The sequence below is a fragment of the Sphingomonas sp. SDUR79 genome (assembly GCF_056821745.1).
Genome location: NZ_JBPDIN010000001.1, coordinates 1,769,385 through 1,794,562, shown reverse-complemented (window position 1 = coordinate 1,794,562; position 25,178 = coordinate 1,769,385). Strand labels below are relative to the sequence as shown.

Annotated in this window: 23 protein-coding genes and 1 tRNA gene; 7 read left to right on the top strand and 17 right to left on the bottom strand. The window is 65.6% G+C overall.

Annotation, left to right across the window (positions count from 1 at the left end):
* Positions 1–72 precede the first annotated feature (72 nt).
* On the top strand, positions 73–1,194 hold the full coding sequence (locus tag ACRYLO_RS08780; RefSeq protein WP_482659796.1) for a fatty acid desaturase family protein: 1,122 nt from the start codon (positions 73–75) through the stop codon (positions 1,192–1,194).
* A gap of 7 nt (positions 1,195–1,201) precedes the next feature.
* Positions 1,202–1,528 (top strand): hypothetical protein, encoded by a 327-nt coding sequence (locus ACRYLO_RS08775; RefSeq protein WP_482659795.1) that lies wholly within the window; start codon positions 1,202–1,204, stop codon positions 1,526–1,528.
* A gap of 10 nt (positions 1,529–1,538) precedes the next feature.
* Here ACRYLO_RS08775 and lptG read toward each other — a convergent pair whose 3' ends face one another.
* The 12 genes from lptG to ACRYLO_RS08715 form a co-directional block, all read right to left on the bottom strand.
* The gene (lptG, locus tag ACRYLO_RS08770) at positions 1,539–2,642 is read right to left on the bottom strand and encodes an LPS export ABC transporter permease LptG (protein WP_482659794.1); all 1,104 of its coding nucleotides are present in this window, start codon (positions 2,640–2,642) and stop codon (positions 1,539–1,541) included.
* Entirely contained in the window at positions 2,639–3,838 is a 1,200-nt protein-coding gene (gene lptF, locus ACRYLO_RS08765; RefSeq protein ID WP_482659793.1) for an LPS export ABC transporter permease LptF, read from the bottom strand. The genes lptG and lptF overlap by 4 nt, the downstream gene beginning before the upstream one ends.
* Positions 3,839–3,923: 85 nt before the next feature.
* Positions 3,924–5,882 carry an ATP-binding protein gene (locus ACRYLO_RS08760; protein ID WP_482659792.1) on the bottom strand — a complete coding sequence of 653 codons (1,959 nt, stop codon included), beginning with the start codon at positions 5,880–5,882 and terminating at the stop codon, positions 3,924–3,926.
* 40 nt (positions 5,883–5,922) lie between these two features.
* On the bottom strand, positions 5,923–7,176 hold the full coding sequence (spt, locus tag ACRYLO_RS08755) for a serine palmitoyltransferase (RefSeq protein WP_482659791.1): 1,254 nt from the start codon (positions 7,174–7,176) through the stop codon (positions 5,923–5,925).
* A gap of 116 nt (positions 7,177–7,292) precedes the next feature.
* Entirely contained in the window at positions 7,293–7,535 is a 243-nt protein-coding gene (locus ACRYLO_RS08750) for an acyl carrier protein (RefSeq protein ID WP_482659790.1), read from the bottom strand.
* A 224-nt stretch (positions 7,536–7,759) separates the two neighbouring features.
* Entirely contained in the window at positions 7,760–8,665 is a 906-nt protein-coding gene (locus ACRYLO_RS08745) for an NAD-dependent epimerase/dehydratase family protein (RefSeq protein ID WP_482659789.1), read from the bottom strand.
* 241 nt (positions 8,666–8,906) lie between these two features.
* Positions 8,907–10,010: a glutamate 5-kinase gene (gene proB / locus ACRYLO_RS08740; protein WP_482659788.1), complete on the bottom strand. Its 1,104-nt coding sequence runs from the start codon at positions 10,008–10,010 to the stop codon at positions 8,907–8,909.
* 185 nt (positions 10,011–10,195) lie between these two features.
* Positions 10,196–10,507: a hypothetical protein gene (locus ACRYLO_RS08735; RefSeq protein WP_482659787.1), complete on the bottom strand. Its 312-nt coding sequence runs from the start codon at positions 10,505–10,507 to the stop codon at positions 10,196–10,198.
* An 89-nt stretch (positions 10,508–10,596) separates the two neighbouring features.
* Positions 10,597–11,418: an alpha/beta hydrolase gene (locus ACRYLO_RS08730; RefSeq protein ID WP_482661706.1), complete on the bottom strand. Its 822-nt coding sequence runs from the start codon at positions 11,416–11,418 to the stop codon at positions 10,597–10,599.
* 162 nt (positions 11,419–11,580) lie between these two features.
* Positions 11,581–12,363 carry a MipA/OmpV family protein gene (locus ACRYLO_RS08725; protein WP_482659786.1) on the bottom strand — a complete coding sequence of 261 codons (783 nt, stop codon included), beginning with the start codon at positions 12,361–12,363 and terminating at the stop codon, positions 11,581–11,583.
* Positions 12,364–12,441: 78 nt separating this feature from the next.
* Entirely contained in the window at positions 12,442–13,491 is a 1,050-nt protein-coding gene (gene obgE / locus ACRYLO_RS08720) for a GTPase ObgE (protein WP_482659785.1), read from the bottom strand.
* Positions 13,492–13,493: 2 nt separating this feature from the next.
* Positions 13,494–14,126 (bottom strand): TetR/AcrR family transcriptional regulator, encoded by a 633-nt coding sequence (locus ACRYLO_RS08715; RefSeq protein ID WP_482659784.1) that lies wholly within the window; start codon positions 14,124–14,126, stop codon positions 13,494–13,496.
* Between the two features lie 47 nt (positions 14,127–14,173).
* On the opposite strand from ACRYLO_RS08715, the gene ACRYLO_RS08710 reads away from it, so the two are divergent.
* From ACRYLO_RS08710 to ACRYLO_RS08695, 4 genes are all read left to right on the top strand, one after another.
* The gene (locus tag ACRYLO_RS08710) at positions 14,174–15,034 is read left to right on the top strand and encodes a metal-dependent hydrolase (RefSeq protein WP_482659783.1); all 861 of its coding nucleotides are present in this window, start codon (positions 14,174–14,176) and stop codon (positions 15,032–15,034) included.
* Between the two features lie 227 nt (positions 15,035–15,261).
* Positions 15,262–16,446 carry an efflux RND transporter periplasmic adaptor subunit gene (locus tag ACRYLO_RS08705; RefSeq protein WP_482659782.1) on the top strand — a complete coding sequence of 395 codons (1,185 nt, stop codon included), beginning with the start codon at positions 15,262–15,264 and terminating at the stop codon, positions 16,444–16,446.
* 12 nt (positions 16,447–16,458) lie between these two features.
* A complete protein-coding gene (locus ACRYLO_RS08700; protein ID WP_482659781.1) occupies positions 16,459–19,644 on the top strand; it encodes an efflux RND transporter permease subunit in 3,186 nt (1,061 codons plus the stop codon).
* Positions 19,641–21,095, top strand: coding sequence for an efflux transporter outer membrane subunit (locus tag ACRYLO_RS08695; protein WP_482659780.1), 1,455 nt, complete (start codon positions 19,641–19,643; stop codon positions 21,093–21,095). Before ACRYLO_RS08700 ends, ACRYLO_RS08695 begins: the two co-directional genes overlap by 4 nt.
* Positions 21,096–21,846: 751 nt before the next feature.
* Here the strand turns inward: ACRYLO_RS08695 and ACRYLO_RS08690 are convergent.
* The 4 genes from ACRYLO_RS08690 to hspQ form a co-directional block, all read right to left on the bottom strand.
* Positions 21,847–22,401 (bottom strand): GNAT family N-acetyltransferase, encoded by a 555-nt coding sequence (locus tag ACRYLO_RS08690; protein ID WP_482659779.1) that lies wholly within the window; start codon positions 22,399–22,401, stop codon positions 21,847–21,849.
* A 168-nt stretch (positions 22,402–22,569) separates the two neighbouring features.
* Entirely contained in the window at positions 22,570–22,839 is a 270-nt protein-coding gene (gene rpmA / locus ACRYLO_RS08685) for a 50S ribosomal protein L27 (RefSeq protein ID WP_257845123.1), read from the bottom strand.
* A 13-nt stretch (positions 22,840–22,852) separates the two neighbouring features.
* On the bottom strand, positions 22,853–23,221 hold the full coding sequence (gene rplU / locus ACRYLO_RS08680) for a 50S ribosomal protein L21 (RefSeq protein WP_482661705.1): 369 nt from the start codon (positions 23,219–23,221) through the stop codon (positions 22,853–22,855).
* Positions 23,222–23,460: 239 nt separating this feature from the next.
* Positions 23,461–23,841, bottom strand: coding sequence for a heat shock protein HspQ (gene hspQ, locus ACRYLO_RS08675; RefSeq protein WP_482659778.1), 381 nt, complete (start codon positions 23,839–23,841; stop codon positions 23,461–23,463).
* Between the two features lie 133 nt (positions 23,842–23,974).
* Here hspQ and ACRYLO_RS08670 point away from each other — a divergent pair.
* Positions 23,975–24,064 (top strand) — tRNA-Ser (locus tag ACRYLO_RS08670).
* Between the two features lie 120 nt (positions 24,065–24,184).
* Here the strand turns inward: ACRYLO_RS08670 and ctrA are convergent.
* A complete protein-coding gene (gene ctrA, locus ACRYLO_RS08665) occupies positions 24,185–24,892 on the bottom strand; it encodes a response regulator transcription factor CtrA (protein ID WP_066656563.1) in 708 nt (235 codons plus the stop codon).
* Between the last annotated feature and the right edge of the window lie 286 nt (positions 24,893–25,178).

The window sequence follows — 25,178 nt, the reverse complement described above, 5'->3', positions numbered from 1 at the left end:
CAAGTCAACCGCATGCACGCGTGCCACCGGGAGACTGTTGAAATGCCACGCAATAGCCACGATCTGCTGGCAATGCCCGATGCTATGAACACCCTTGCCCTTGATGCGGCCGTGCAGGACCGCGTGGCTGACGCGCCCGCCGCGCCGGCGAAGATCCGCCTGTCGGGCATGGCCGATGACAAGGCGATGCTGCGCGCGGCGGCCGAACTGACGCGCGATTTGCAGACGCCGAACCCGCGGATCTATTGGACCGATTTTCTGGGGTCGGCGGCGCTTGGCTATGCCGCGCTGGCGGGCGCGATCCTTGCCCCGTCGCTGGGCTGGGCGCTGGCGAGCGGGGTGCTCGCGGTGCTGGCGCTGTATCGCGCGAGCCTGTTCATCCATGAGATCACGCACCTCAAACATTCGCTGCTGCCGGGGTTCCGCGTGGGCTGGAACCTGCTGCTCGGCATTCCGATGATGCTGCCGAGCTTCATGTATGAGGGCATTCACACCATCCACCATACGCGCACCCGCTATGGCACCGTGGAAGATCCCGAATATCTGCCGCTCGCTCTGATGAAGCCGTGGACGCTGCCGGTGTTCCTGCTGGTTTCGACGCTGATGCCGGTCGGGTTGCTGCTGCGCTTTGGCGTGCTGGGGCCACTGTCGCTGCTGTCCAAGAAGCTGCGGCGCACCGTCGTCGGCCGCTATTCGGGCCTGCAGATCAATCCGAAGTTCGAGCGTAAATCGCCAGAGGGTGAGTTTGCCCGCCAGTGGCGCTGGCAGGAGATCGGCGCGAGCCTGGTTGCGGTGACGCTGATCGCCACGGTCGCCACAGGCGTGCTGCCGCTCAAGGCGTTCCTGACCTATATGGTCGTGATCTCGGGCGTCGCGGTGCTCAATCAGGTCCGCACTTTGGTCGCGCATCTGTGGGAGAATGAGGGCGAGCCGCTGACGGTGACCGCGCAATATCTCGACAGCGTCAACGTTCCGGGCGGCTTCCTGCCGTATCTGTGGGCTCCGGTCGGCCTGCGCTTCCACGCGCTCCACCATCTGCTCCCGAGCCTGCCCTATCATGCGCTGGGCGAGGCGCATCGGCGGCTGTCGGAAGCGCTGGGGGCGGAGTCGACCTATCAGGGAGCGAACTACCCCACGCTGCGCGGCCTGATGGCGCGGCTGGCGGCGAGCACGATGAAGGTGCGGGCGGGCTGACCCAGCATTGAAGACCGTTCAGATCATCGACGACGCCGACAACGCCACCTTCAGCCTCTTCCAAGCGACCGAGGAGGAGTTCGCGCTGATATTTCCGCGCGATCAGGACATGGAGCTGATCAATGACTTCCTCGACCGGGTCGGCGAGGCGGCAGCGGGCCGAGCGCTGAACGCCATTTGGTCTCGTCCGGTGCTGAAGCGCAATGCGGGCGGCATCCACGGAACCTTGTTTTTCGGTCGGTGGGAGCATGTGCCGGTTACCAAGCGTGAGGTCGATTGGGCCGACGGTGCGATCAATCAGGCGCAGCGGGATTTGTTCTCACGCAATCGCTGACAAGCGACGGCTATTCCTCGCTCTTGAGCAGTACCGCTTCGCCGATCATCGCGAACAGCAGGAAAGGAGCCCAGGCGGCGAGGAAGGGCGGGTAGGCGCCGAGATTGCCCATCGCCAGCGCGAAATTGTCGGCGACGAAGTAGAGAAAGCCGAGGCCCATTCCCATCACCGCGCGCACGAACAGCTTGCCCGAGCGCGCGATACCGAAGGCGGCGACGGCGGCGAGCAGCGGCATCAGCACGGCCGAGAGCGGACCGGATAGCTTGTGCCACAATGCGCCCTCCAGCGCCTTGGTCGGGCGGCCGGCAGCGCGCAGGTCGTCGATCGCTTCGGACAGCGCGCCGAACGACATGCTTTCGGCGTCGACATTGGACAGCGTGAACTGATCGGGGCGGACGCCCTGGGCGACCACGACGCTGCCCAGCGGGGTCAGCTTGCCGGTTGCGACATCGAACCGCTCGGCCCCAGCGACGCGCCAACCATCGCCCTCGCGCCGCCCGGTTTTGGCGCGCACCAGTGATTTCAGCGCGGCGCCGTCGCGTTCATAGACGGTGACGCCCCCGAGGATCGCGGCATCGCCGCGGCCCTTGATCTGTTGGGCATGGATCAGATGGCTTCCATCGCGCACCCACACGTTGGAACGGTCGCCACGATCGATCGGCAGCGGGCCATATTCGACCTTCTTCCAGGCCGCCAGCGTCGTGCTGGCGCGCGAGACAATGCGGTCGTTGAAGTTGAACGAGATGATGGCGACGCCCAGCCCCGCGATCATCAGCGGTGCGAGCACCTGATGCGCCGAAAGGCCCGACGCCTTCAACGCGATGATCTCGCTATTCTGGTTCATCGTGCTGAAGGTGATGATCGTGCCGAGCAGCACCGAGAAGGGCAGGAAGGTCGCGATGATCTGCGGCACGCGCAGGCTGACATAGCGCCACACCTGCGCATCGCCATTGCCGGGATAGGCGAGGATCCGCCCGGATTCGCTGAGCAGATCCAGCGTCTGCAGGATCAGCACCAGCCCGATCAGAAAGGCGAAGGTGTTGATGAGGAACGACCGCGCCATGTAGAGCGACACGGTCCGTGACGGGAAAAAATCGGTGAGTGCGTGGATCATGCCGCCGCCTTCCGCTTGCGGCGGCCGGGTAGATATTTCGCGACCGACTTCCACGCCTTGGCAAAGAACTTCTCAAGTGCGCCGATCGGTTGCCCGCCGGGGACGAAGGCGATCGTGTAATACATCCAGAACACCAGCGCGGCGAAGATCAGGAACGGCCCCCATAACGCGATCAGCGGGTCGATCCGCCCCAGGCTGCCGATCGATTGGGCATATTCGTTGACCTTGTGATAGGTGACGATCATCACGATCGACAGAAAGACGCCGAGCGCGGACGTCGATCGCTTGGGCGGGACACCCAGCGCCAGGGCGAGGAAGGGCAGCAGCAGCATCGTCGCAACCTCCACCACGCGGAAGTGGAAGGTCGACCGGCTGGCGTCGCGCTCCTGCTCGCTGGCCGTGGGGTCGCTGCCGATCTTGGCAAGCTGAGGCAGGGTCAGCTCCAGCTTGTTCTCGCCACGCTGGCGAAACTGTTCGAATTTCGGCAGATCGATCGGCAGGTCGTGCGCGTCGAACGTCAGGACGCGTGGTACCTGAAATTTGGGCGACTGGTGGATCAGCGTGCCCTTGGTCAGGCGGAAGATGATGACGTCGGGATCGTCGGTGCGCAGGAACTGGCCCTTTTCGGCGGTCGCGGACACGATGTCGCCGCCGGGGGCACGGGCGCTGACGAAGATGCCGGATAGGTCGCGCCCCTCATTCTTGCTCTCCTCGATCCGCAGCGTCATGCGGTCGCCGAGATTGGTGAACTCACCCACCTTGATCGACGCGCCGAGCGCGCCGGTGCGCAGCTCGAACCGCAGCCCTTCATAATTGTAGCGAGAAAGCGGCTGAATATAGCCGACAATCGCAAGGTTCAGCGCGGCGAGCGCGATGGCATACATGAACGGCACGCGCAGCATCCGGCCATAGCTCATGCCCACCGCACGCAGCACGTCGAGCTCGGACGTCGTGGCGAGGCGGCGGAAGGCCAGGAGGATGCCGAGCATCAGCCCGATCGGAATACCAAGGCCGAGATATTCGGGAAGCAGATTGGCGAGCATCTGCCACACCACGCTGACCGGCCCGCCCTCGCTCGCCACAAAGTCGAACAGGCGCAGCATCCGGTCGAGCACCAGCAGCATCGCCGAGATCAGCAGCGTGGAGATCAACGGGACCGCGATCAGGCGCGCCATGTACCGGTCGAGTGCGGTCATCGAATTGGGTTCGCGCCTTCAAACTGATCACATGTCGGCCGCGCCGACGGGAATAGGCCTGCTATATCGAAGGTTGCAGGTAAATCTAGCCTGTGGCCGCGTCGGTATGCCCTTGGACCGCGATCGCGTCCGCCAGCGCCTGCTCCAGGCCCGCAAGGGTAAAGGGCTTGCGGAGCACGGGACGGCCGGCGAACCGATCCTCATCCCCCTCACCAGCATAGCCCGTGACATAGAGGATGGCGACGGATCGCAGCTGCGGCTGGAGCGCGGCGACCATTTCCGGTCCGGTCTGGCCCGGCATCAGCACATCGCTCATCACCAGGTCGAGCGCGCGCAGCCCCGCGACGATGCGCGGCGCGGTCAGCGGGTCGCTGCACGCGACGGGCCGGTGCCCGAGCTCCTCCAGCGCAGCCAGCGTGGCGGTGAGGACGCGCGGATCATCCTCGACCACCAGAATGTCGAGCGCGCGATGCGGCCCGGCCCGCGGCCCCACCCGGTCGGCCAGCGGAGCGGAGCTTGTGGTACCGGCATGGCAGGGGAGGAACATGGTCACCGTCGTACCCGCACCCACGGTCGATTCGATCCGCACCTCGCCCCCCGACTGCCGGACAAAGCCGAAAATCTGGCTGAGGCCGAGGCCGGTGCCCTTGCCGACCGGCTTGGTGGTGAAGAATGGCTCGAACACGCGGTCCATCACTTCGCAGGTCATGCCCGTGCCGGTATCGCTGACCGCGATGCGGACATAGTCCCCCGGCGCGCATTCGCCGGCATCGTCGCCGTCAAGCGCGACATGGCCCGAGGAGATCGTGATCGTGCCGCGTCCGTCCATCGCGTCGCGCGCGTTGACTGCCAGATTGAGCAGTGCATTTTCGAGCTGCACCCGGTCGGCCCAGACCTTCCACTGCCTCCCTTCGCTCTGCGTTTCGACGGTGATGCCTTCACCCAACGTCCGATCGAGCAGGACCGACATGCCTTCGATCAGCTCGGTCGGCTCGATCGCTTCGGGCGCCAACGCCTCCGATCGGGCGAAGCCGAGCAGCTGCCGGGTCAATGCGGCGGCGCGGTTGGCGCCTTCCGCAGCATTGTCGATATGGCGCAGCGCTGCGTCCGCGCCGTCGGGCAGGTTGCGTCGGGCGAGTTCGATTCCGCCCAGGACGACAGCCAGCATATTGTTGAAATCATGCGCGATCCCGCCGGTCAGTTGGCCCACCGCCTCCATTTTCTGGACCTGGCGCAGCTTTTCCTCGGCAGCCGCCCGTTCGCGCGCCTCCGCCTTCAACCCGGCGGTCGCGGCGGTGACGGCAGCCTGAAGCTCTTCCGATCGTGCGCGCTGCGCCTCGGCCTCGGCGGCGGCGGCGGCGCGGTCGCGGATTGCACGGACGTTGAGCCAGCCGAGCGCGATCGCGCCGGCCGCCAGCAATGCGCCGAACAGGACAAGGTTGCGGGTCTCATCGGCAGCGCCGGCGGCGGTCATCCGCGCCTCTTCGGCCCGGGCGCTCAGCAACAGGCGCTCGGCATCGAAAATCGCGCGTGTTTGCAGCGATAACGCGGCAAGATGCGGCGAGCGGCGCGCCTCATTGTAATAGGCATAGGCTGCAGCGTCGCGGCCGCGATCGGTGCTCCGGGCAATTTGTGCGAGTTCGAGTCCGCGCGCCGCATAAGCAGCGCGGAGGCGCGCGGCGCGATCGACCTGCGTCCCATTGCCGCGCACCCGTCGCTCCAGCAGACTGAGCTGGCCGCTCGCGCGCTGCCATTCGGCGACGAAATCACGTCCCACCGCGCGCTCGCCGGCGACGACATACCGGCCCAGCGTCGCCTCTGCGCGCGCCATGCTGGCGGCGAAGCTCTGCGACAGGACCATTACTTCGTAGCTTTGCGACTGGCGGGCCAGCGCGGCTTGATGCTGGGCGTCGGCGTCGCGCTGGTTGACCACGAGCAGCACGAGCACGCTGCAGCCGAGCAGCGCGACCACGATCATCAACGCGACCCGCCAGTCCAGCGCGGGCAAGCGGCGGATCAGACGGGAATAGCGGGTCTCGCTCATGCGCGACTGTCTAGGCCCGGGCGGCGACCGGCACCAGCGGTCAGGCGATGACGCCGACCGCCTGGCCCGCAGCCTTGAACATGCCCAGGATGCGCTGGATCTGCTCGGGTGTATGCTCGGCGCACAGCGAACAGCGCAGCAGGAAGGTGCCGGCCGGGGTCGCGGGGGGACGCGCGAGGTTCACGTAGAGGCCGTTTTCCAGCAGCGTCTGCCACATCGCCGCGCCCTGCACCTGATCGGTCAGGATCACCGCGATGATCGCGCTGTCGGCCTGTTCGGTGCCGAGCTTGAAGCCCATTTCCTTGAGGCCTGCGTGGAGCGTGCGGGCATTGTCCCACAGCTGTTCACGCTTCTTGGTCGCGGTCATCAGCTTGCGGATCGAGGTCGCGGCGGTGGCGACGACGCTGGGCGGAAGCGACGCGGTGAAGATGTACGGGCGGCAGGTGAGGCGGATCGCCTCGAACTTCGGGTGGTTCGACACACAGAAGCCGCCGACGGTGCCGACCGACTTGCTGAAGGTGCCGACGATGAAATCGACATCGTCCTCGCAGCCCAGCGCCTCATACACGCCGCGGCCATTGGGGCCGTAGAAACCCATCGAATGCGCTTCGTCGGACAGGACCATCGCGCCATGCTTCTTGGCGACGGCGACCATTTCCTTGAGCGGGGCAATGTCGCCGAGCATCGAATAGACGCCCTCAAGCACCACCAGCTTGCCGGCCTCAGGCGGCAGGCGGCCGAGGCGCTTGTCGAGATCCTCGACGCTGTTGTGGCGGAAGCGGACGATTTCGGCGACGCCCTGCTTGCACCCGTCATAGATCGAGGCGTGGCTGTCGGCGTCGAGGATGATGTAGTCACCCTTGCCCGCAAGCGTCGAGATCATGCCGAGATTGGCCATATAGCCGGTCGAGAACACGATCGCGCCGGTCGTGCCGTAAAAGTCGCGCAGCGCTTGTTCGACCTCCATATGGTCGCGGAAGGTGCCGTTGAGCATGCGGCTGCCGTTGGTGCCGCTGCCGAACTGGTCCAGCGCCGCTTTGCCCGCTGCGATCACGTCGGGGTCGAAGGTCATGCCCATGTAATTGTAGGTGCCGAGCAGGATCGTGTCCTTGCCCTTGATCACCGCCTCGGTCGGCGATTTCACCTGTTCCATTACCACCGCATAGGGATCGGTGAAGCCAGCATCGAGCAGCGCCTTGCGCTCCGCGATGATGGCGTCGAACTTGCTCATCAGATCGGGCTTGTGGCCGGTCATCGGAACGGGTGCGTCGGAGGTGGCGATAGCGTCGGTCATCTCAATAGTTCCCAAACCCGTTCAGGCTGAGCTTGTCGAAGCCCTGTTCTTCCTTCTTGTTTCGGGGAAGAGCAGGACGGCCCTTCGACAAGCTCAGGGCGAGCGGTATTTTCAATTCACGCCTTCAGCTTCTGGACCGCATCGACCAGCTGGCCGACGGTTTCGATCTCCGCCTGCATGTTCATGGTGATGATGATGTCGAATTCATCCTCGATCGCCGCTACGAAATCCATCACCGTCAGGCTGTCCCATTCGAGATCGCCGGCAAAGGTGGTGGAGTCGGTCAGCGCGACACCCTTTTTGTTGAAGGGTTCGATCTGGGCCGAGATGGTTGCGAAGATGTCGTTACGGTCGCTCATGCGCGGTCCTTACTGGTGTGGGCTGGCACTGCCAAGCGATTGCGGCGGAATTGCGGGGAGAGCGGGGCGTGCCTGACACCCCGTGGAGGGGAAGCTGACAATTTTGCGGGGTTGTCATGCGCGTGTCAGGCAGTCCGAGCGACGCGATGACGGGAGGGGGCGGACCGGAACCATGGGCCGACCCAAGCAGCGAAAATCCAACATTTCAAGGCTGGTTGCAGTGCCTAAAGCAATCCGTTCGACCGATACCAGTCGGCGGTCTGGACCAGGCCGTCGAGCGTGGCGATCTGTGGCGTCCACAGGCTTGCAGGCGGGCGGTGGTGCGGGGTTGCCGTCCAGTCGGGGTGGCTCAGATAGGCGGCGCGGTCGGGGGTGAGTTTAGCATTCGCCTCGCGCAGGAAGCGGTCGGCATGGCCGACGAAGTGGAGCAGCGCGTGGGGGACGTGGATCGGGATCGGGCGCTTGCCGACCGCGCCGCCGACCAGACGGGCGAATTCGGCATGGCTGTAGCCGCCATCGACCCCGTCATCGCATTCATAGATGTGGCGGCCCGTGTCGCTCTCGGCCATCGCCACCAGCAGCCGGGCGAGGTCGTGGACATGGACCAGTGACACGCGGCCTGCGGGAGGCAGCACCACGAAGCCGAACTTCGCCATGCGGAAGACGTCGCGCATCTCCATGTCGCCGGGGCCATAGACGCCGGGCGGGCGGACCATCGTCCAATCGAGGCCGGATTTGCGCACTTCGTCCTCGGCGCGCTCTTTTGATCGGCCATATTCGGACAGTTGCGGCTCGCGCGCCGAGAGCGAGGAGACGTGGACGAAGCGGCGCACGCCCATCGATGCGGCGGCGGCGGCCATGCGCGCAGTGCCGTGGACATTGCCGTTGATGAAGCCCGCGGGGCTGAGCGCGTTCACCACCCCGGCGATGTGGATCACCGCGTCGGCACCGCTGGCGAGCCGGGCGAGCGCATCTTCGCTGTCGAGATTGCCGGCGACCCAGGTGACGCCCTCGCGCGGCGGCTGCGCGCGGCGGGTGAGCGCGCGGACGCGGTGGCCGCTGGCGAGGGCGTGGTCGACGGTCGCCTTGCCGACGAAGCCGGTGGCGCCAGTGAGGGCGAGGGTTTTCATGTTGGTTCACGCGAAGGCGCGAAGGCGCGAAGAAGATCGGAAGAAGTTGGTTTCACGCGGAGGCGCGGAGACGCGGAGACTGCATGCTGGGTTGCGGCGTTAGCCGCCCTCGCGAAAGAAAAATGGTCGGCGAACGTGTGAATTGGAGGGCCGCTGGCGCGGCGGGGGTTCAATCTCCGCGTCTCCGCGCCTCCGCGTGAACCAGTTTTCTTCGCGCCTTCGCGCCTTCGCGTGAACCAAATCACAGCAGCACCATATGGTTGCGGTGGACCAGCGCCGCGCGGGGGGCGTAGCCGAGGATCTCGCCCTGATCGTCGCTGCGGGTGCCGAGGATCGCCTGCGCTTCGCCCGCGTCATATTCGGCGAGTCCGCGTGCGATCGGGCCGTTGGGGCCCTCGATCGTGACGAGGTCGCCGCGAAAGAACATGCCGCGCACGCTGGTCGCGCCGATCGCGAGCAGGCTGCGGCCTTCGGAGAGGGCGGCGGCGGCGCCGGCGTCGATTGCGATGCTGCCCTTGGCGGTGAGGCGTCCGGCGAGCCAGGCTTTTCGGGCGCGGGTGCGTTTTTCGGGGAGGAAGATGGTGTGGCGGGCGTCGGCGGACAGCGGGCGGTCGATGCGGCCGCTGGCGATGGCGAGGCTGACCCCGGCGCTCGCCGCGATCCGCGCCGCCTCGATCTTCGACACCATGCCGCCCGATCCCATGCCAGACGCGGAGCCGCGATCGGCCATCCCCTCGATCCGTGCGTCGATCTGGGTGACCTGTGCGATATGCTCGGCACCCGGGAGGGCGGGGTTGCGGTCGTAGAGGCCGTCGATGTCGCTGAGCAGGACGACGCCATTCGCGTCGGCGGCTTGCGCGACGCGGGCGGCGAGGCGGTCATTGTCGCCGAAGCGGATTTCGGCGGTCGCGACGCTGTCATTTTCGTTGATGATCGGCACCACGCCGAGGCTGAGCAGGCGGCCCAGCGTCGCGGCGGCGTTGAGGTAGCGGCGGCGATCCTCGAGGTCGTCGAGCGTGACCAGCATCTGCGCGGCGGTGAGGCCGTTGGCGGCCAGCACTTCGGCCCAGACCTGGCTGAGCGCGATCTGGCCGGTCGCGGCGGCGGCCTGTGCATCCTCAAGGCTGGCGCGGCCGCCCTTGGGCAGGCTGAGGCGGCGCGCACCGAGCGCGATGGCGCCGGAGGAGACGACCGCAACCTGCTGCCCCGCCTGCACGCGTTCGGCGATGTCGGCGGCAATCCCCTCAAGCCAGCCGCGCCGCACGCCGCCGTCCGGGTCGACGAGCAGCGCCGATCCGATCTTGACGACGAGGCGCGGGCAGGAGGCGGGCGGGAAGAGGTTCATCGCCCGCCGCATACAGGCGAGGCGGGCGATTTGGGAAGTGGGGAAGTGTAAGTGCGACCTCACGCCGTTCGTGCTGAGCTTGCCGAAGCACCGCTCCTGCGCTCAGTGAAGGCCGGCTGTGGCGCTTCGGCAAGTTCAGGGCGAACGGGCAAGCGGACAGGCCGCTAACGACCCCAAACCGGTCGTCAGGACCCGTCTGCCCGTTCTCTCGGTTCAGGTCCGTAAGTGTGGCGAACATACGCCAGATTGATCTTGATAATGATCAACCCGAAAACCCAAAAGGCGGGGGCAAAAAGGGCAAAACCGGCGAAGGTCCAAATATCGGCCGCAAGTCCCCAGCCGAGCGAACCCAGCCAATCCACCAACCCTGCCAGCGCGAGCCCGAGAAACACGATCCCCCATCCTGCCGCCGATATGTCGAGCCTTGACTTCATTCGGCGATACATCGCGTGCAGATAGCGACTTTGCGTATCGCGGTATCGGGGGTCCTGCTGCATATGGTTACACTAATAGCAGCGTGTCAGCTTCCCACCCAATTTAAGCCGTTCAGCCATCGCGCCAAAGGCGGTCGTCATGGGTTCACGGCCTAGAAGCGCGTCTTCAGCCAGGCATCGACGATCGGCGTTGCCGGATAGTCGGGCTGCCCCAGCTTTCGATTGATCTCCGCATGGCCGACCAGCCCGCGCCCCTCGATCCGCGTGACCTGGGCCGGGGTGCCGGCCTTGCGCAGCGCGGCGCCGAGGCCTTCGGACTGGCGCTTGCCGTCGTCGCGGTCGACATGGAGGATCAGGAAAGCAGGGGCGTTCGGCCCGGCGGCGTGGAGGGTGGGGGACAGCGCCTTTTGCCGCGCCGGATCGCTGCCGAAGGCTTGCGCATAGGTATCCTGCATGAACCGCCCGCCGTCGGCGATCTGGGCGGGAACGTCATAGGCCGCGCCGTCGAGCGGGATGACGCCGCGAATGTCGCTGAGCGCAAATCCGGCGGCGCGGGCATAGCCGGGGTCGGTGCCAACCAGAGCGACGAGGTGCGCGCCGGCGCTGTGGCCCATCAGCACCATTCTGGCCGGATCGATGTTGAGTTTGGTCGCGTTGCTGCGCAGCCAGGCGAAGGCGGCGGCGACGTCGGCGGCCTGATCCTCGACCTTTGCGGCGGGGACGAGGCGGTAGTTGACCGAGGCGACGGCATAACCCTGATCGAGGAAATGCGTCACCTTGTCCGCGCCGGTCGCGTTGCGCTTGTCGCCGCGCTTCCACCCGCCGCCATGGACGAAGATCACGATCGGCGCGGGTTTCGCTTTGTCCTTTGCTGGCCAGAAATCGAGCTTTTGCAGGGGGTCGGTGCCGAAGCTGTGTTCGACTATGCCGGCGGCGGGAGCCTCGGCACCGCGGGCGGCGGCGCGTTCGGCCATCCGCTCCGCCAGCCGCTCGCGCAATCGCTGCGCTTCCGCCACCGGAACCGCGACCAGTGCCAGCCCGGCAACACCCAGAATCACTCGGATCATGTCATCCTCCAGCTGATGTTGCGCGGATGCCTGTCAGATCGTTGCTGAACCGAAACTGTCCGGGCGGGGCTACCGGCCGCCGAAGGTGTAGCTGAGCGCGAGGCCGACCGAAGGCTGGCTGCGCGACCCAGCGGCGCGGACGTAGGGCGAGCGCCCGGCGTCGCCGACCAGATGGTCGTAGCGGGCATAGGCGGCGATGCCAATGCGCTTGTTGAGCTGGCGCAGATAACCTGCGGCGAGGCCGATGCCCTCGATCCCGCCATCGGGGCGGAACTGGGCGAGGCCGGATGCCGCGCTGTCCGCTGCGGTGATGCCGTACCAGGCGCGGTGATATTTGGCGTCGGCCAAGGTCACGCGCGGCCCGATCGAGACCAGCCATTTGTCGCCGTCACGTGCGATGTAATCGGCGCTGAGCTCACCCACCAGGCCATCATGGCCGCTTACCGCCTGGCGCGCCTCCGCCCGCACGCGGATGTTCTTCGCGACATAGGTCTGAGCAAAGCCGCCGATTTCGAAGCTGAAGCCGACCTCATGGAGCGGAACGCCGATATCCGTCGCCTTGCGCTTGCCCTTGAAGCCAAGCGCTGGGCCGAATTCGACGCCGCCGGCTTTAACGACCGGAAAGCCGAAGCTCTCATCCGGCGCTTCGAACTCGAACGGGTCATTGCCGCGTGCGCGGGAGACTTCCAAGAAGGGGCCGAACGAGAGGTCCTTGGCGCCGGGGGTTTTGGGCGACAGCTGCGGCCCGAGATAGATGCGGGTGCGCAGCGGCTCGCGCTTCTGTTCCTGCTCCTGCGCGGTGGCGGGCAGGGCGATGGCGATCAGGGCGAGCGGGGCGACGCGATAAAGCATGGCGCACAATCTAGGCGATTGCGGCACGAGCGCCAGTCAGTCGCGCGCGAAAATCGCGTCGTGCGGGAGGCGCGCGATTCAGATCGGCGACCACTCCACTTCTTCCGCGCCGTCATCGTCGTCGCTGACGCGGGCGTGGTCGGGGCCGATCGCTTCGAGCAGCTTGTCGAGCGCCCAGTCGACGCCGATGCCCGCCGCGCCCGAGATCGCGATGACCTCAGCCCCGCTGGCTTCTTCCAGTTCGGCGGAGAGGGCGGCGATCAGCTCGTCGTCGAGCATGTCGATCTTGTTGAGCGCGACGATGATCTGCTTGTCGAGCAGGCCGGCGCCATAAGCTTCGAGCTCGTCGCGGACGATGCGGTAGCTGGTGGCGACGTCCTTGTCATTGGCGTCGACCAGATGCAGCAGCACCTTGCATCGCTCGATATGGCCGAGGAAGCGGTCGCCGATACCGGCGCCTTCTGCTGCGCCCTCGATCAGGCCTGGGATGTCGGCGATGACGAACTCGTTGCCCTTGTGCCGCACCACGCCGAGCTGCGGGCGGGTGGTGGTGAAGGCATAGGCGCCGACCTTGGCCTGGGCGTTGGTGACGGCGTTGATGAAGGTGGACTTGCCGGCGTTGGGCAGGCCGACAAGGCCCGCATCGGCGAGCAGCTTGAGCCGCAGCCACACGAACATTTCCTCGCCCGGCCAGCCGGTGCCGTGCTGGCGCGGGGTGCGGTTGGTGCTGGTCTTGTAGCTGGCATTGCCGCGCCCGCCATCGCCGCCCTTGAGGAAGACGATGCGCTGCCCCGGCTCGGTCAGGTCGGCGAGCAGGGTGCGTTCTTCGTCATCGGCCAGGATCTGGGTGCCGACGGGCAGCTTGATCACCAGATCCTCGCCACCCGCGCCGGTCTTGTTGCTGCCCGATCCGCCGTGCCCGCGTTCGGCCCGGAAATGCTGGGTGTAGCGAAAGTCGATCAGCGTGTTGAGGCCGGGCACGGCTTCAAAGATGATGTCGCCGCCCTTGCCGCCATCGCCGCCGTCCGGGCCGCCATATTCGATATATTTCTCTCGCCGGAAGCCGACAGCGCCGCCGCCGCCCCAGCCGGATTTGATATAGATTTTGGCCTGGTCGAGAAAATGCATGATTAAATGTCCTGGCCCCACATCTTGCGAAAGCGGGGCGATCCGGTGAGCTGGCGCAGGGCGATTTCGCGCGCCGCGCCGCGGGGGAGGTCGAGTGAACGGGCCAGTTGTTCGCCGAGCAGCGCGTCGCCCATGGCCATGAGAACCAGCGCGAGCGTGTCTTCGCGCAGTTCGGTCGCGGTGTCCTGACCCTCGGCTGCGGCGATTTGATCGACCAGGCCGTGGATGACTTCGAGGATCGGGTCGAGCGCATCTTCATTGCCGGACAGGATCATCCAGCTGGCGAGAGCGCCCGCGCCCGATTTGTCGAACGCATCGAAGGCGAGATCGACGACTTCGCGCGGCTTGTCTTCGGTCGGCGCGGTGCCGTTGGCACGGGCCTCCTGAATCAGGCGGACGATGCGCGCGCAGACGGTCTCCGCAAGACTGCGGGCAAGCGCGCGCTGCAAGCCCGCCGCCGAACCGAAATGGTGGAGGAGATTGGCGTGGGTCCGCCCGATCCGCGCGGCGACGGCCTTGAGGGTGACGGCTTGGGGCCCAGCCTCGATCAGGATCGCACGTGCGGCCTCAAGCGCGGCGTCGCGTGATTCTTCCGGGCTGAGCCGACGGCGTTCGGAGATGGGTGTTATTGACATTCGTGTAAGTAAGCGTTAGTTCCTTACCCAAGCCTTGGAGCAAAATCATGTCGAACGCAAAGACTCCCTCTGACCTGACCATCACCCCGCGCGACCGCCGGTTTGGGCGCGGCCAGCAGCAGAACCGCCTGTGGCTGGGCGGGGACGTGACCGCGACGGCGTTCTATAACGCGCTGTCGGTCACCTTCCCCAAGGGTGAAGCCTATTTCATCGAGAGCGTGAAGGCGTTCCGCGACGGCGTCGACGAGAAGCTGGCGCGCGAGATCAAGGCGTTCACGGTGCAGGAGGTCGTCCATAGCCGCGAGCATGTCGCGTTCAACAAGCGCGTGCTGGATCATGGCTATGACATCAGCCGACTGGACGCGCGTGTCGATCAGGTGCTGGAGATCGCACGGTCGCGGCCCAAGATCGTCCAGCTCGCCGCGACCATGGCGCTGGAACATTATACCGCGATCCTCGCGTCGGAATTGATCAAGAATCCGAAGCATCTCGCCGGCGCGGACAAGGAGAATGCCGATCTGTGGCGCTGGCATGCGCTGGAGGAGATCGAGCATAAGGGCGTCGCCTATGACACCTATCTCCACGCGACGCGCGGCATGAGCCGGTGGAAGCGGTGGAAGATCAAGTCGCTGACGATGCTGTTGATCACGGTGACCTTCTGGAAGCACCGGATCGAAGGAACGCTGGACCTGATGGCGCAGGATGGCGTCACCGGGTGGCGCGCCAAGGCGATGGTGGCGAAGTATCTGCTGGTCTCGCCGGGCATTGTCACGCGGATGATTCCGGCGTGGCTGAGCTACTTCATGCCCGGGTTCCACCCGTGGAATCATGATGATCGTGCGCTGATCCAGAAGGTGGAAAGCGACTATGAGGCGGCCGTCATGCCGCGCGGAACCGTCGCCGCCTGAACATTCGGTTGCAGATTGGGCGTAAACGCCAGTCTCGTGCGGCCCCGGCCCGTTCCCCATTCGCCTTCGGTTGAGGCAGGGTGGGGCGGTCCGGGGCCGCATTTTTCAGCGCAGCCCGACCCCATTTTTAATTACTGAACGGAAAATATCGGAAATTATCCGTTCCGGGGTTGAAACCGCTTTTCCCGCTCCCCAATTGCTGCAGCGCAATAAGGGGAAATACGACTATGCGTGTCCTGGCAGGCTTTGTGGCACTGGCGGCTTTGAGTGCTTGTGGTGGCGGACAGCCGCCCGCCGCGCCGCCCCCGCCCGAAGTGATGGTCGCGACGCCGCTCCAGCGCGAAGTGGTCGACTGGGACGATTATACGGGCCGCTTCGTCGCGCCCGAGGATGTCGAGCTGCGCGCGCGCGTCAACGGTGTCATCACCGCCGTCCATTTCCGCGACGGCCAGGATGTCCGCAAGGGACAAGCGCTCTTCACGATCGACCCGCGCCCCTATCGCGCCCAGCTGATGCAGGCGCAGGCGCAGATCGCGCGGGCACAGGCGGCGCTCAACAATGCCCGTCAGGTCACCGCACGCAGCCGCGCGCTGGCGAGTGCGCAGGCGGTGAGCGCCGAGGAGCTGGAGGCGAATGTCGCGGCCGAGCGCAGCGCCGCCGCCGATCTGGCCGCGGGCCGCGCATCGGCATCGCAGGCAATGCTCAACCTTGGCTTCACCACCGTGCGCGCGCCGTTCAGTGGCCGCATTTCCGACCGCAAGGTCAGCATTGGCGACTTCGTGGCGGAGGGGCAGACGGTGCTGACCCGCGTCGTTTCGCTCAACCCGATCTGGTTCGAGTTCGAGGGCGCCGAAGCCTTTTACCTCAAGAACCTGCGTCAGGATCAGCGCGGCGAGCGTGGATCGTCGCGCACCACCGCCAACCCGGTGCAGATCCAGCTGGCCGACGAAAATGAGTATCGCTGGAACGGCCGCATGGCGTTCCTCGACAATGCGGTCGATCCCAATTCGGGCACGATCCGCGCGCATGCCGTGGTTCCCAACCCAACCGGCTTCCTGACGCCCGGCATGTTCGGTCGCGCGCGCCTGCTTGGATCGGGCAGCTATCGTGCGATGCTGATCCCCGATGAAGCGATCGTCACCGACCAGACCCGGCGTCTCGTCTATGTCGTGAGCAAGGACAACAAGGCGACCCCGCGCGTCATCGAGATCGGCGCCAAGGCCGAAGGGCTGCGCATCGTCCGCGACGGCCTTGCGCCCACCGACCGCGTCGTCCTGACCGGTGTCGGCCGGCTTCAGCCCGGTGCTCCGGTGACGCCCAAGGCAGGCAAGATCACGCCCGACGCGACCAAGCAGGCCGCACCAACGCGTCCCATCGATCCGCCGGCTTCGGGCCAGGCGACCGTCCAGTAAGGGGCGCAAGCCATGAAATTCCCGCATTTCTTCATTGAGCGGCCGATCTTTGCCGCCGTCATGTCGATCCTGATCGTGATCGTCGGTGCCATTGCCTATCCGTCGCTGCCGATCGCGCAATATCCCAACATTGCCCCGCCGACAGTGGTCGTCACCGCCGCCTATCCCGGCGCGAGCGCCGAAACCGTCGCCGAAACCGTTGCCGCGCCGATCGAGCAGGCGATCAACGGCGTCGACAACATGCTTTACATGACGTCGTCATCGACCGGGAACGGTCAGACCCAGATCACGGTCGCGTTCAAACAGGGCACCAATGTCGATCAGGCGCAGGTGCTGGTCCAGAACAAGGTCGCGACCGCCGAGCCGCGCCTGCCCGAGGATGTCCGGCGCATCGGCGTGACGGTGAACAAGAGTTCGCCCGACTTCCTGATGGTCGCGTTCTTCACGTCGCCCGATGAGAGCCTGGATATCCAGTATATCTCCAACTACGTCACGCTGCAGGTTCAGGACCGCATCGCGCGCATCCCGGGCGTGGGTCAGGCGCAAGCGTTTGGCGGGCGCGACTATAATATGCGCGTGTGGATCGACCCCGGCCTGGCCGCCGCGCGCGACATGACCGTGGACGAGGTGGTCAACGCGATCCGCAGCCAGAACGTCCAGGTCGCTGCCGGCACCATCGGTGCGCCGCCCTATGGCAATGCGAGCCCGGCATTCGAGCTGGGCGTGCAGACCAAGGGCCGTTTGACCACGCCCGACGAGTTCGGTGCGATCGTTATCAAGCGTGACACCACCGGCCGCCTGACCCATTTGCGCGAAGTCGCACGGGTCGAGCTGGGTGCGCAGGATTACAACTTCAACGGCTATCTCAACGACAAGCGCGCGGTCGGCATGGGCATTTTCCAGCTGCCCGGATCGAACGCACTGGCGACCGCCGATGCGGTGAAGGCCGAACTCGACAGCCTGGCCAAGGACTTCCCCCCGGGGATGACCTATTCGATCGACTATAACCCGACCGAATATATCGCCGAGTCGATCACCGCGGTCGAGCACACGCTGATCGAGGCGCTGGTGCTGGTGGTGCTGGTCGTCATCATCTTCCTCCAGAGCTGGCGTGCGGCGGTGGTGCCGATCGTCGCGATCCCGATCTCGCTGGTCGGCGCGTTCGCGGTGCTGTTGGCATTCGGCTATTCGCTCAACACGCTGTCGCTGTTCGGCCTGGTCCTAGCCATCGGAATCGTCGTCGACGACGCGATCGTGGTGGTCGAGAATGTCGAGCGATTGATGGAAGAGGAGGGGCTGTCCCCCAAGGAAGCCGCGCACAAGACGATGGACGAAGTGTCGGGCGCGATCATCGCGATCAGCCTGGTGCTGGTCGGCGTGTTCGTGCCGACGATGTTCATCCCGGGCATTTCCGGCGCCTTTTACCAGCAGTTTGCGATCACCATTGCCTCGGCGACGTTGATCTCGGCATTTGTGTCGCTCACGCTCTCGCCGGCGCTGTGCGCGCTGGTGCTGAAGCACAAGGGGCATCACAGCGAGATTGCGCCCGGCTGGCGTGGTCTCCCCGCGCGGGCGGGGGCGGCGTTCAACCGTGGCTTCAACCGGCTGTCCGAGAATTACGGCAAGCTGACCGCGAAGCTGGTGCGCATGCTGATGGTGGTCGGCGTGGTTTATGTCGCACTGATCCTTGTCGCGGGGTGGCGCTTTACGTCGACCCCGTCGGGCTTCATCCCGCCGCAGGATCAGGGCTATCTGATCGGCGCGGTGCAGTTGCCGCCGGGTTCGTCGCTGAACCGCACCGATGCGGTGGTGCAGCAGGCGATCACCGAGGCGCGGAAGCTTCCCGGCGTCAAATATGTCGTCGGCTTTGCCGGACTGGATGGCGCGAGCTTCTCGACCGCGCCGAACACCGGCGTGCTGTTCTTCGGCCTTGCCCCGCATGCCGAGCGCGACGCGACCGCAGACGAGATTCAGGGCGCGCTCTATGGTGCGCTCGCCCCGATCAAGGGTGGCGACATCCTCGTCATCGCGCCGCCCCCGGTTCCGGGCATCGGCACCGGTGGCGGGTTCAAGATGATGATCCAGGACCGTGAGGGGCTGGGCTATAACGCGCTGGCGCAGTCGGCATTCGGCATGATGATGGGCGCGAACCAGCAGGAGAGCGTCGCGGGTGCCTTCACCCTGTTCAACACCGGCACCCCGCGGCTGACCGCGGATGTCGATCGCGAGCGGGCGGAGCGGATGGGCGTGCCGGTGTCCAACGTCTTCTCGACGCTGGGTGCCTATCTCGGTTCGTCCTATGTCAACGACTTCAACTATCTGGGTCGCACCTTCCGCGTGACGGCACAGGCCGATGCACCCTATCGCGACGATGCCACCGACATTCAGGGTCTCAAGACCCGCTCGGCGTCGGGCGAGATGGTGCCGATGAGTTCGGTGATGACGTTGAAGAACGACAGCGGGCCGTATCGCGTGGTGCGCCACAACCTCTATCCGGCGGCCGAACTGCAGGGCGATTCCAAGCCCGGTTACTCGACCGGCCAGACGCTCGATGCGATGGAGGCACTCGCGGCACAGACGCTGCCGCAGGGGATGAGCTTCGAATGGACCGAGCTGGCGCTGGAGCAGAAATCGGCGGGCAATACCGGCGTGATCGCCTTTGGCCTGGCGGTGGTGTTCGTCTTCCTGCTGCTCGCCGCGCTCTATGAGAGCCTGGTGCTGCCGCTGGCGGTGATCCTGATCGTGCCGATGTGCCTGCTCGCCGCGATCCTTGGGGTCAACGTGATGGGGATGGACAACAACATCCTGACGCAGATCGGTCTGGTGGTGCTGATCGGGCTGGCGGCGAAAAACGCGATCCTGATCGTCGAATTCGCCCGGCAGAACGAGGATGCGGGCATGGACATGTTCGAGGCCGCCAAGCACGCCGCGCACCAGCGTATGCGGCCGATCGTGATGACGTCGATCGCCTTCATCCTCGGCGTGCTGCCGCTGGTGATCGCGAGCGGGGCGGCGGCGGAGCTGCGCCAGGCGCTGGGTGTCGCGGTGTTCTTTGGCATGATCGGCGTGACGATCTTTGGCCTGATCTTCACCCCGGCCTTCTATGTCATCAGCCGCAAATTCGGCATCTGGGCGAACGCGCAGCGCGCGCGCCTGGGCCGCAAACCCCATGACCCCGTGACGGAGCCTGCAGCATGAAGCGCCTTTTCATCATGAGCGCGAGCGCGGCGTTGCTGGCGGGCTGTTCGGTCGGCCCGACCTACCAGCGGCCGGAAACCCCGCCGGCTGCGGCGGCGGCGTTCGTCGATCCCGGCATGACCAAGGTTTCGCCGGGCGCGGTCGAGGGCGAATGGTGGCGGCTGTTCAAGGATCCGGTGCTCGACCGGCTGGTGGTCGAGGCGCTGACCTACAACACCGACATCCGCCAGGCGTCGGCGAACCTGAAGCGCGCACGCGCGATCCTGTCGGAATCGCGTGGGGCACGACTGCCGGGGACGAGCGTGAGTTCGGGCTATACCCGCTCGCGCACCAGCGCGGAGAGTGCGCAGGGTGCGCTGCCCGCTGGCGTGGACGGGGTCGAGGGCGACTTCTTCCGGGTCGGGCTGGACGCGTCCTATGAGGTCGACCTGTTCGGTCGGGTGAGCCGATCGATCGAGGCCGCGCGCGGCGATGTCGATGCGGCGCAGGCGGCGCTCGACGGCGCGCGCGTGGCGATCGCTGCGGAAACGGCACGGACCTATGCTGCGGCGTGCGGCTTTGCCGCGCAGGCGGCGGTGGCGCGCGAGACGGTGCAGTTGCAGAGCCGCACGCTCGACCTGACCCAGCGGCTGGTCGATGCGGGGCGCGGCACGATCCGCGATGTCGATCAGGCGCGCGTGCTTGCCGAGAATGCCCGCGCGCAGGTGCCGGCGTTCGAGGCGGAGCGGCGCGCGGCGTTGTATGCGCTCGCCACGCTGACCGGAAAGCCGCCGGCGGAGCTGGACGGGCAGGCCGATGCGTGCGCGACGCCTCCCGGCGTGTCGGCGCTGATCCCGGTCGGCGACGGCCAGGCGTTGCTCGCGCGTCGCCCGGATGTGCGCCAGGCCGAGCGCCAGCTGGCGGCGGATACCGCGCGGGTGGGGGTGGCGACCGCCGCGCTCTATCCGTCGATCACGCTGGGCGGATCGGTGTCGCTGGGCGCGCAGAATATCGAGGATCTGGGCAAGAGCTCGTCGTTCAACTTCTCGCTCGGGCCGTTGCTGAGCTGGAATTTCCCCAATCTGACTGCGGCGCGTTCGCGCGTGCGTCAGGCCGAGGCGGGGGCGGAGGGTTCGCTCGCGGCGTTCGACGGCACGGTGCTGACCGCGCTGCGCGAAGTCGAGCAGGCGCTGGCACGCTATTCGGGCGAGATCGAGCGCAACGTCGCGCTGCGCCGCGCCGATGCGTCGGCGACCAACGCCGCGCGGATCGCAATCCTGCGCTTCGAGGCCGGGCGCGACAGCCTGCTCCAGCGCATCGACGCCGAACGCGAGCGGGCAGGGGCGCGTGCGGCGCTCGCCCAGTCCAACGCGGCGCTGGCGGAGGCGCAGGTGGCGCTGTTCAAGGCGCTCGGCGGCGGCTGGGAAACCGCGCCGGACGTGGTGCGGCGCGAGGCGGCTGCCACTAACTGAGATCCAGAGTTTCGGGCGGAGCCGTGTTGCGTAGCTGGCTCCGTCTGATCATTTTTAGGATTACAGGCTGGCAGGAAGTTGTGAACGGTCCGGTTCGCGCTATGCTTGCCCTATGTCCGCGCCGATATCATTCATAGTCGAGGCCGGGGACATAGCCATTGGCGCGGTCACGTTCACGGGGCGAGATGACGGTATGGCGGTAGCCAGCGGCGTCTTTCGGCCGAACGGTGTCTATGACCCTCGCCAGCATGCCACAGAGCTGGATGGCGTAAGCCTTGATCCTGCAAATCCGCTTGCGCTGAGAGAGCCAGACGGGACGTTGCTCGCTTGCGAGCTGGTGGCCCTGGTCGATTGGTCAACGGAAGCTGGCGAAGAGTTTGGCCGAGAAATTGTAGCTTACGGTTCGAGCGACAGAAATTCTGGAGCGACAGCTGGGTCGCCGAGCGCTTAATCTGGATTGCCCAACGGCCGTTTGCCCTGAGCTTGTCGAAGGGCAGTGCCCGTCGTCACTGAGCGCGGGAACGGTGCTTCGACAAGCTCAGCACAAACGGCAGAATGAGTCGGATTTAACGCGGGTTGCTCTAATCTTCCATCTGCAGATACTGACGTTACCCGCGTAGGAGAGGCAGTCTCGGTGAGACTTCTCCGCCCCACCCCAACCCAGTGGCGGGTCGCCCAGTCCCCCGGACTGGGCTTGGACTGCCGGGGGCAGTCCAACCCGCCACTCCTGAAGGGGAGGGGCTTTTAGAGCTTAGGCCGCCATTCGGTCGCACGGGTCGGTGCAGTCCGAGTCCGACAGGCGCTGTTCGAACTCCACCGTCACATCCTCGCCGCCGCGGCCCAGCGAGTGGCGGGGCTGGGTGCGGCCGGTGGGGCGGAAGCCGAGCTTGCGCAGGACGCGGCCCGACGCCGGGTTGTCGGCGAAGTGGCCGGCGGTGAGCGTGGGGACGCGCAGCGTGCGGGCGATGTCGATCACCGCGCGGCCAGCCTCGGTCGCATAGCCGCGGCCCCATGCCTCGGGGGCGATCCAATAGCCGAGCTCGACGCTGCCGCTCTCCATGCGGTCGAGGCCGATGCAGCCGACGATACGGGTGGTCGCGTCTTCCAGCGCGCAGATCAGGAAGACGGGCAGGTCGCTCGCCTTGCGCTCGATCATCAGAAATTCTTCGGCATCGCTCACCGCATAGGGCCAGGGGGCGCGGCTGAGGTTGCGGACAACCTCGTGATGGCCGATCGCGCGCGCCAGTTCGGGCGCATCCTCGATCCAGCCGGGCCGCAGCATCAGCCGCTGTGTACGTGCGAACATCTTACTCTCCTCGCGGACCAGCCGATGCCCCGGCATGATGACCGGAGCGCGACAGTTGGGGTGGGGAGGGAGCAATAAAAAAGGGAGACCGGGGTGACCCGTCTCCCTTTTGCGGTCTCCTGTTGGAGACCCGGGTCACCCTGGCGGGCAACCCGAACGGTGCCCAGCTTATTCGGCCGCAGCCGCAATCATTTCTACCGAGCAGAATTTGCGACCGAGCTTGCCGTCGTGGAATCGCACGCGGCCGTCGGTAAGCGCAAACAGGGTGTGGTCCTTGCCGATGCCGACATTGACGCCCGGATAGTATTTCGTGCCGCGCTGGCGCACGAGGATGTTGCCCGCAATGGCGACTTCGCCACCGAACTTCTTCACGCCGAGACGCTTGGACTGCGAGTCGCGACCGTTGCGCGAAGAGCCGCCTGCCTTCTTATGTGCCATTTCGGATTACTCCTTACGCTTCCGCGGCCGCCGGGGCATCGCCCTCGGTCGCCTTGGCCTTAGCGGCCTTCTTCTTGGTCTCCTGCGCACCGATGGCGGTGATCTTCAGGATCGTGTGGTTCTGGCGATGGCCGTTCTTGCGGCGATAGTTATGCCGACGGCGCTTCTTGAAGATGATGACCTTCTCGCCCTTCTGCTGGGCGACGATCTCGGCCGAAACGGTCAGGCCGTCGGTCGACTTCAGATCCGAACCTTCGCCAGCGAGCAGCACGTCACCCAGGGTGATCGTCGAACCGGCTTCGCCGTCGAGCTTCTCGACGACGATCTTGTCTCCTGCGGCAACGCGATACTGCTTGCCGCCCGTGCGCACGATAGCGAACATGGGCCTCATCTCAATTTCAAAAGCATGTGCCCGCGCAGGACAAGCCCGGCGGGAGGAACGGCGCGGTTATGGGATTCGGCCGGGGAAGTCAACCTTGTTTGCGCCTTTGTCCGGGCGCTGCCCGGAGTGCGGTGCCAGCCCGCTTCCCCACCCGGCCACCCATCAAAGATACCCTGAAGTGGGTGGCCGGGTGGGGGAGCGGGCTGGCACCGCATATGCGCCGTCTGGCGCATCAAAAGCTAATGCCGGTGCTCGCGCTTCAGCTGGTACCGCCCGCCACTCAGCTCATCGAACAGCCCATCGATCGCCGGGTGATCGACCGGTTCTTCGCTGTCATCCGCAACCAGATTCTGCTGGCTGACATAGGCGACATAGCTCGACTCGGCGTTTTCGGCGAGCAGATGGTAGAAGGGCTGGTCCTTGCGCGGGCGGACATCCTCCGGGATCGCTTCATACCATTCGTCGGTATTGGCGAAGACCGGGTCGATGTCGAAGATCACCCCGCGAAAATCGAACAACCGGTGCCGCACCACTTCGCCCAGGTTAAAGCGCGCATGCGCGACAGGAGGGAAGGGGACACCGGCAATCGCCAGATCGAGCGGGTCGGAGGCGCGAGTCATACATGTAATCTAGTGCGCTTTCGCGTATGCACAAGAAGAGTGCGGCAAGGCGCTTGCAAGCCCGCGAACCTTGGTCTAGAGGCCCGCGCTCGACCGGACGGAGCGGCATGCATTTGCCCTGCGGACCCCTCGCGGAGAGGTGGCAGAGTGGTCGATCGCGCCGCACTCGAAATGCGGTTTACGGGGAACCGTAACGTGGGTTCGAATCCCACCCTCTCCGCCACTTATCCATTCGATTCAGGTAGTTGGCGCAGCTGGAGCACACCTGCGTGCGCATGCAAAATGGGCCGCGTCATCCCCCCGGAAGACGCGGCCCGCTTTTGCCCCACGCAACGAACGTGTGTCAGGCGACGGCGCTGACCGCGCCAGCCGCTTCCTCGGGCTCGCGCAGCACATAGCCGCGGCCCCAGACGGTCTCGATGTAATTTTCGCCTTCGCACGCCATGCTGAGCTTCTTGCGCAGCTTGCAGATGAAGACGTCGATGATCTTGAGTTCAGGCTCGTCCATCCCGCCATAGAGATGGTTGAGGAACATTTCCTTGGTCAGCGTCGTGCCCTTGCGGAGCGAGAGCAGCTCCAGCATCGCATATTCCTTGCCGGTCAGGTGCACGCGGGCGCCATCGACTTCGACGGTCTTGGCGTCCAGGTTCACGGCGAGCTTGCCGGTGCGGATGACCGACTGGCTGTGACCCTTGCTGCGGCGCACCACGGCGTGGATGCGGGCGATCAGCTCTTCGCGATGGAAAGGCTTGGTAACATAATCGTCGGCGCCGAAGCCGAACGAGCGGACCTTGCTGTCCATTTCGTTGATGCCCGACAGGATCAGGACCGGGGTCTGGACCCGCGCGACGCGCAGCTTTTTCAGCACGTCATAGCCGTGCATGTCGGGCAGGTTCAGGTCGAGCAGGATGATGTCGTAATCATACAGCTTGCCCAGATCGAGGCCTTCCTCGCCCAAATCGGTCGTGTAGACATTGAACCCTTCGGTCGCGAGCATCAGCTCGATGGCCTTGGCGGTCGTCGGCTCGTCTTCGATCAGCAGCACGCGCATCGGCTGATTTCCCCTGTGCCGGTTGCAGGCCCCCTGTGGCACACAACGCGACTGATTCATTAACCTAAGCTGGTATGAAGGCAAAAGGTTAATTTTGCCCTAACCGGCCTGACTCCGCGAGTCGCGGCGGATCGGGGTGGCGCGGAGATGGGGTCGCAGTCGAGGCGATTTCAACGAAATCCTGTCAAGATCAACGTTGCGTGATATAGCCCAAGGTTATAGCCTTGGCTGATATTTTGCATTTGCTAACAACGAATATGCGTGATTAATTTCGTGGTTTCCGGCG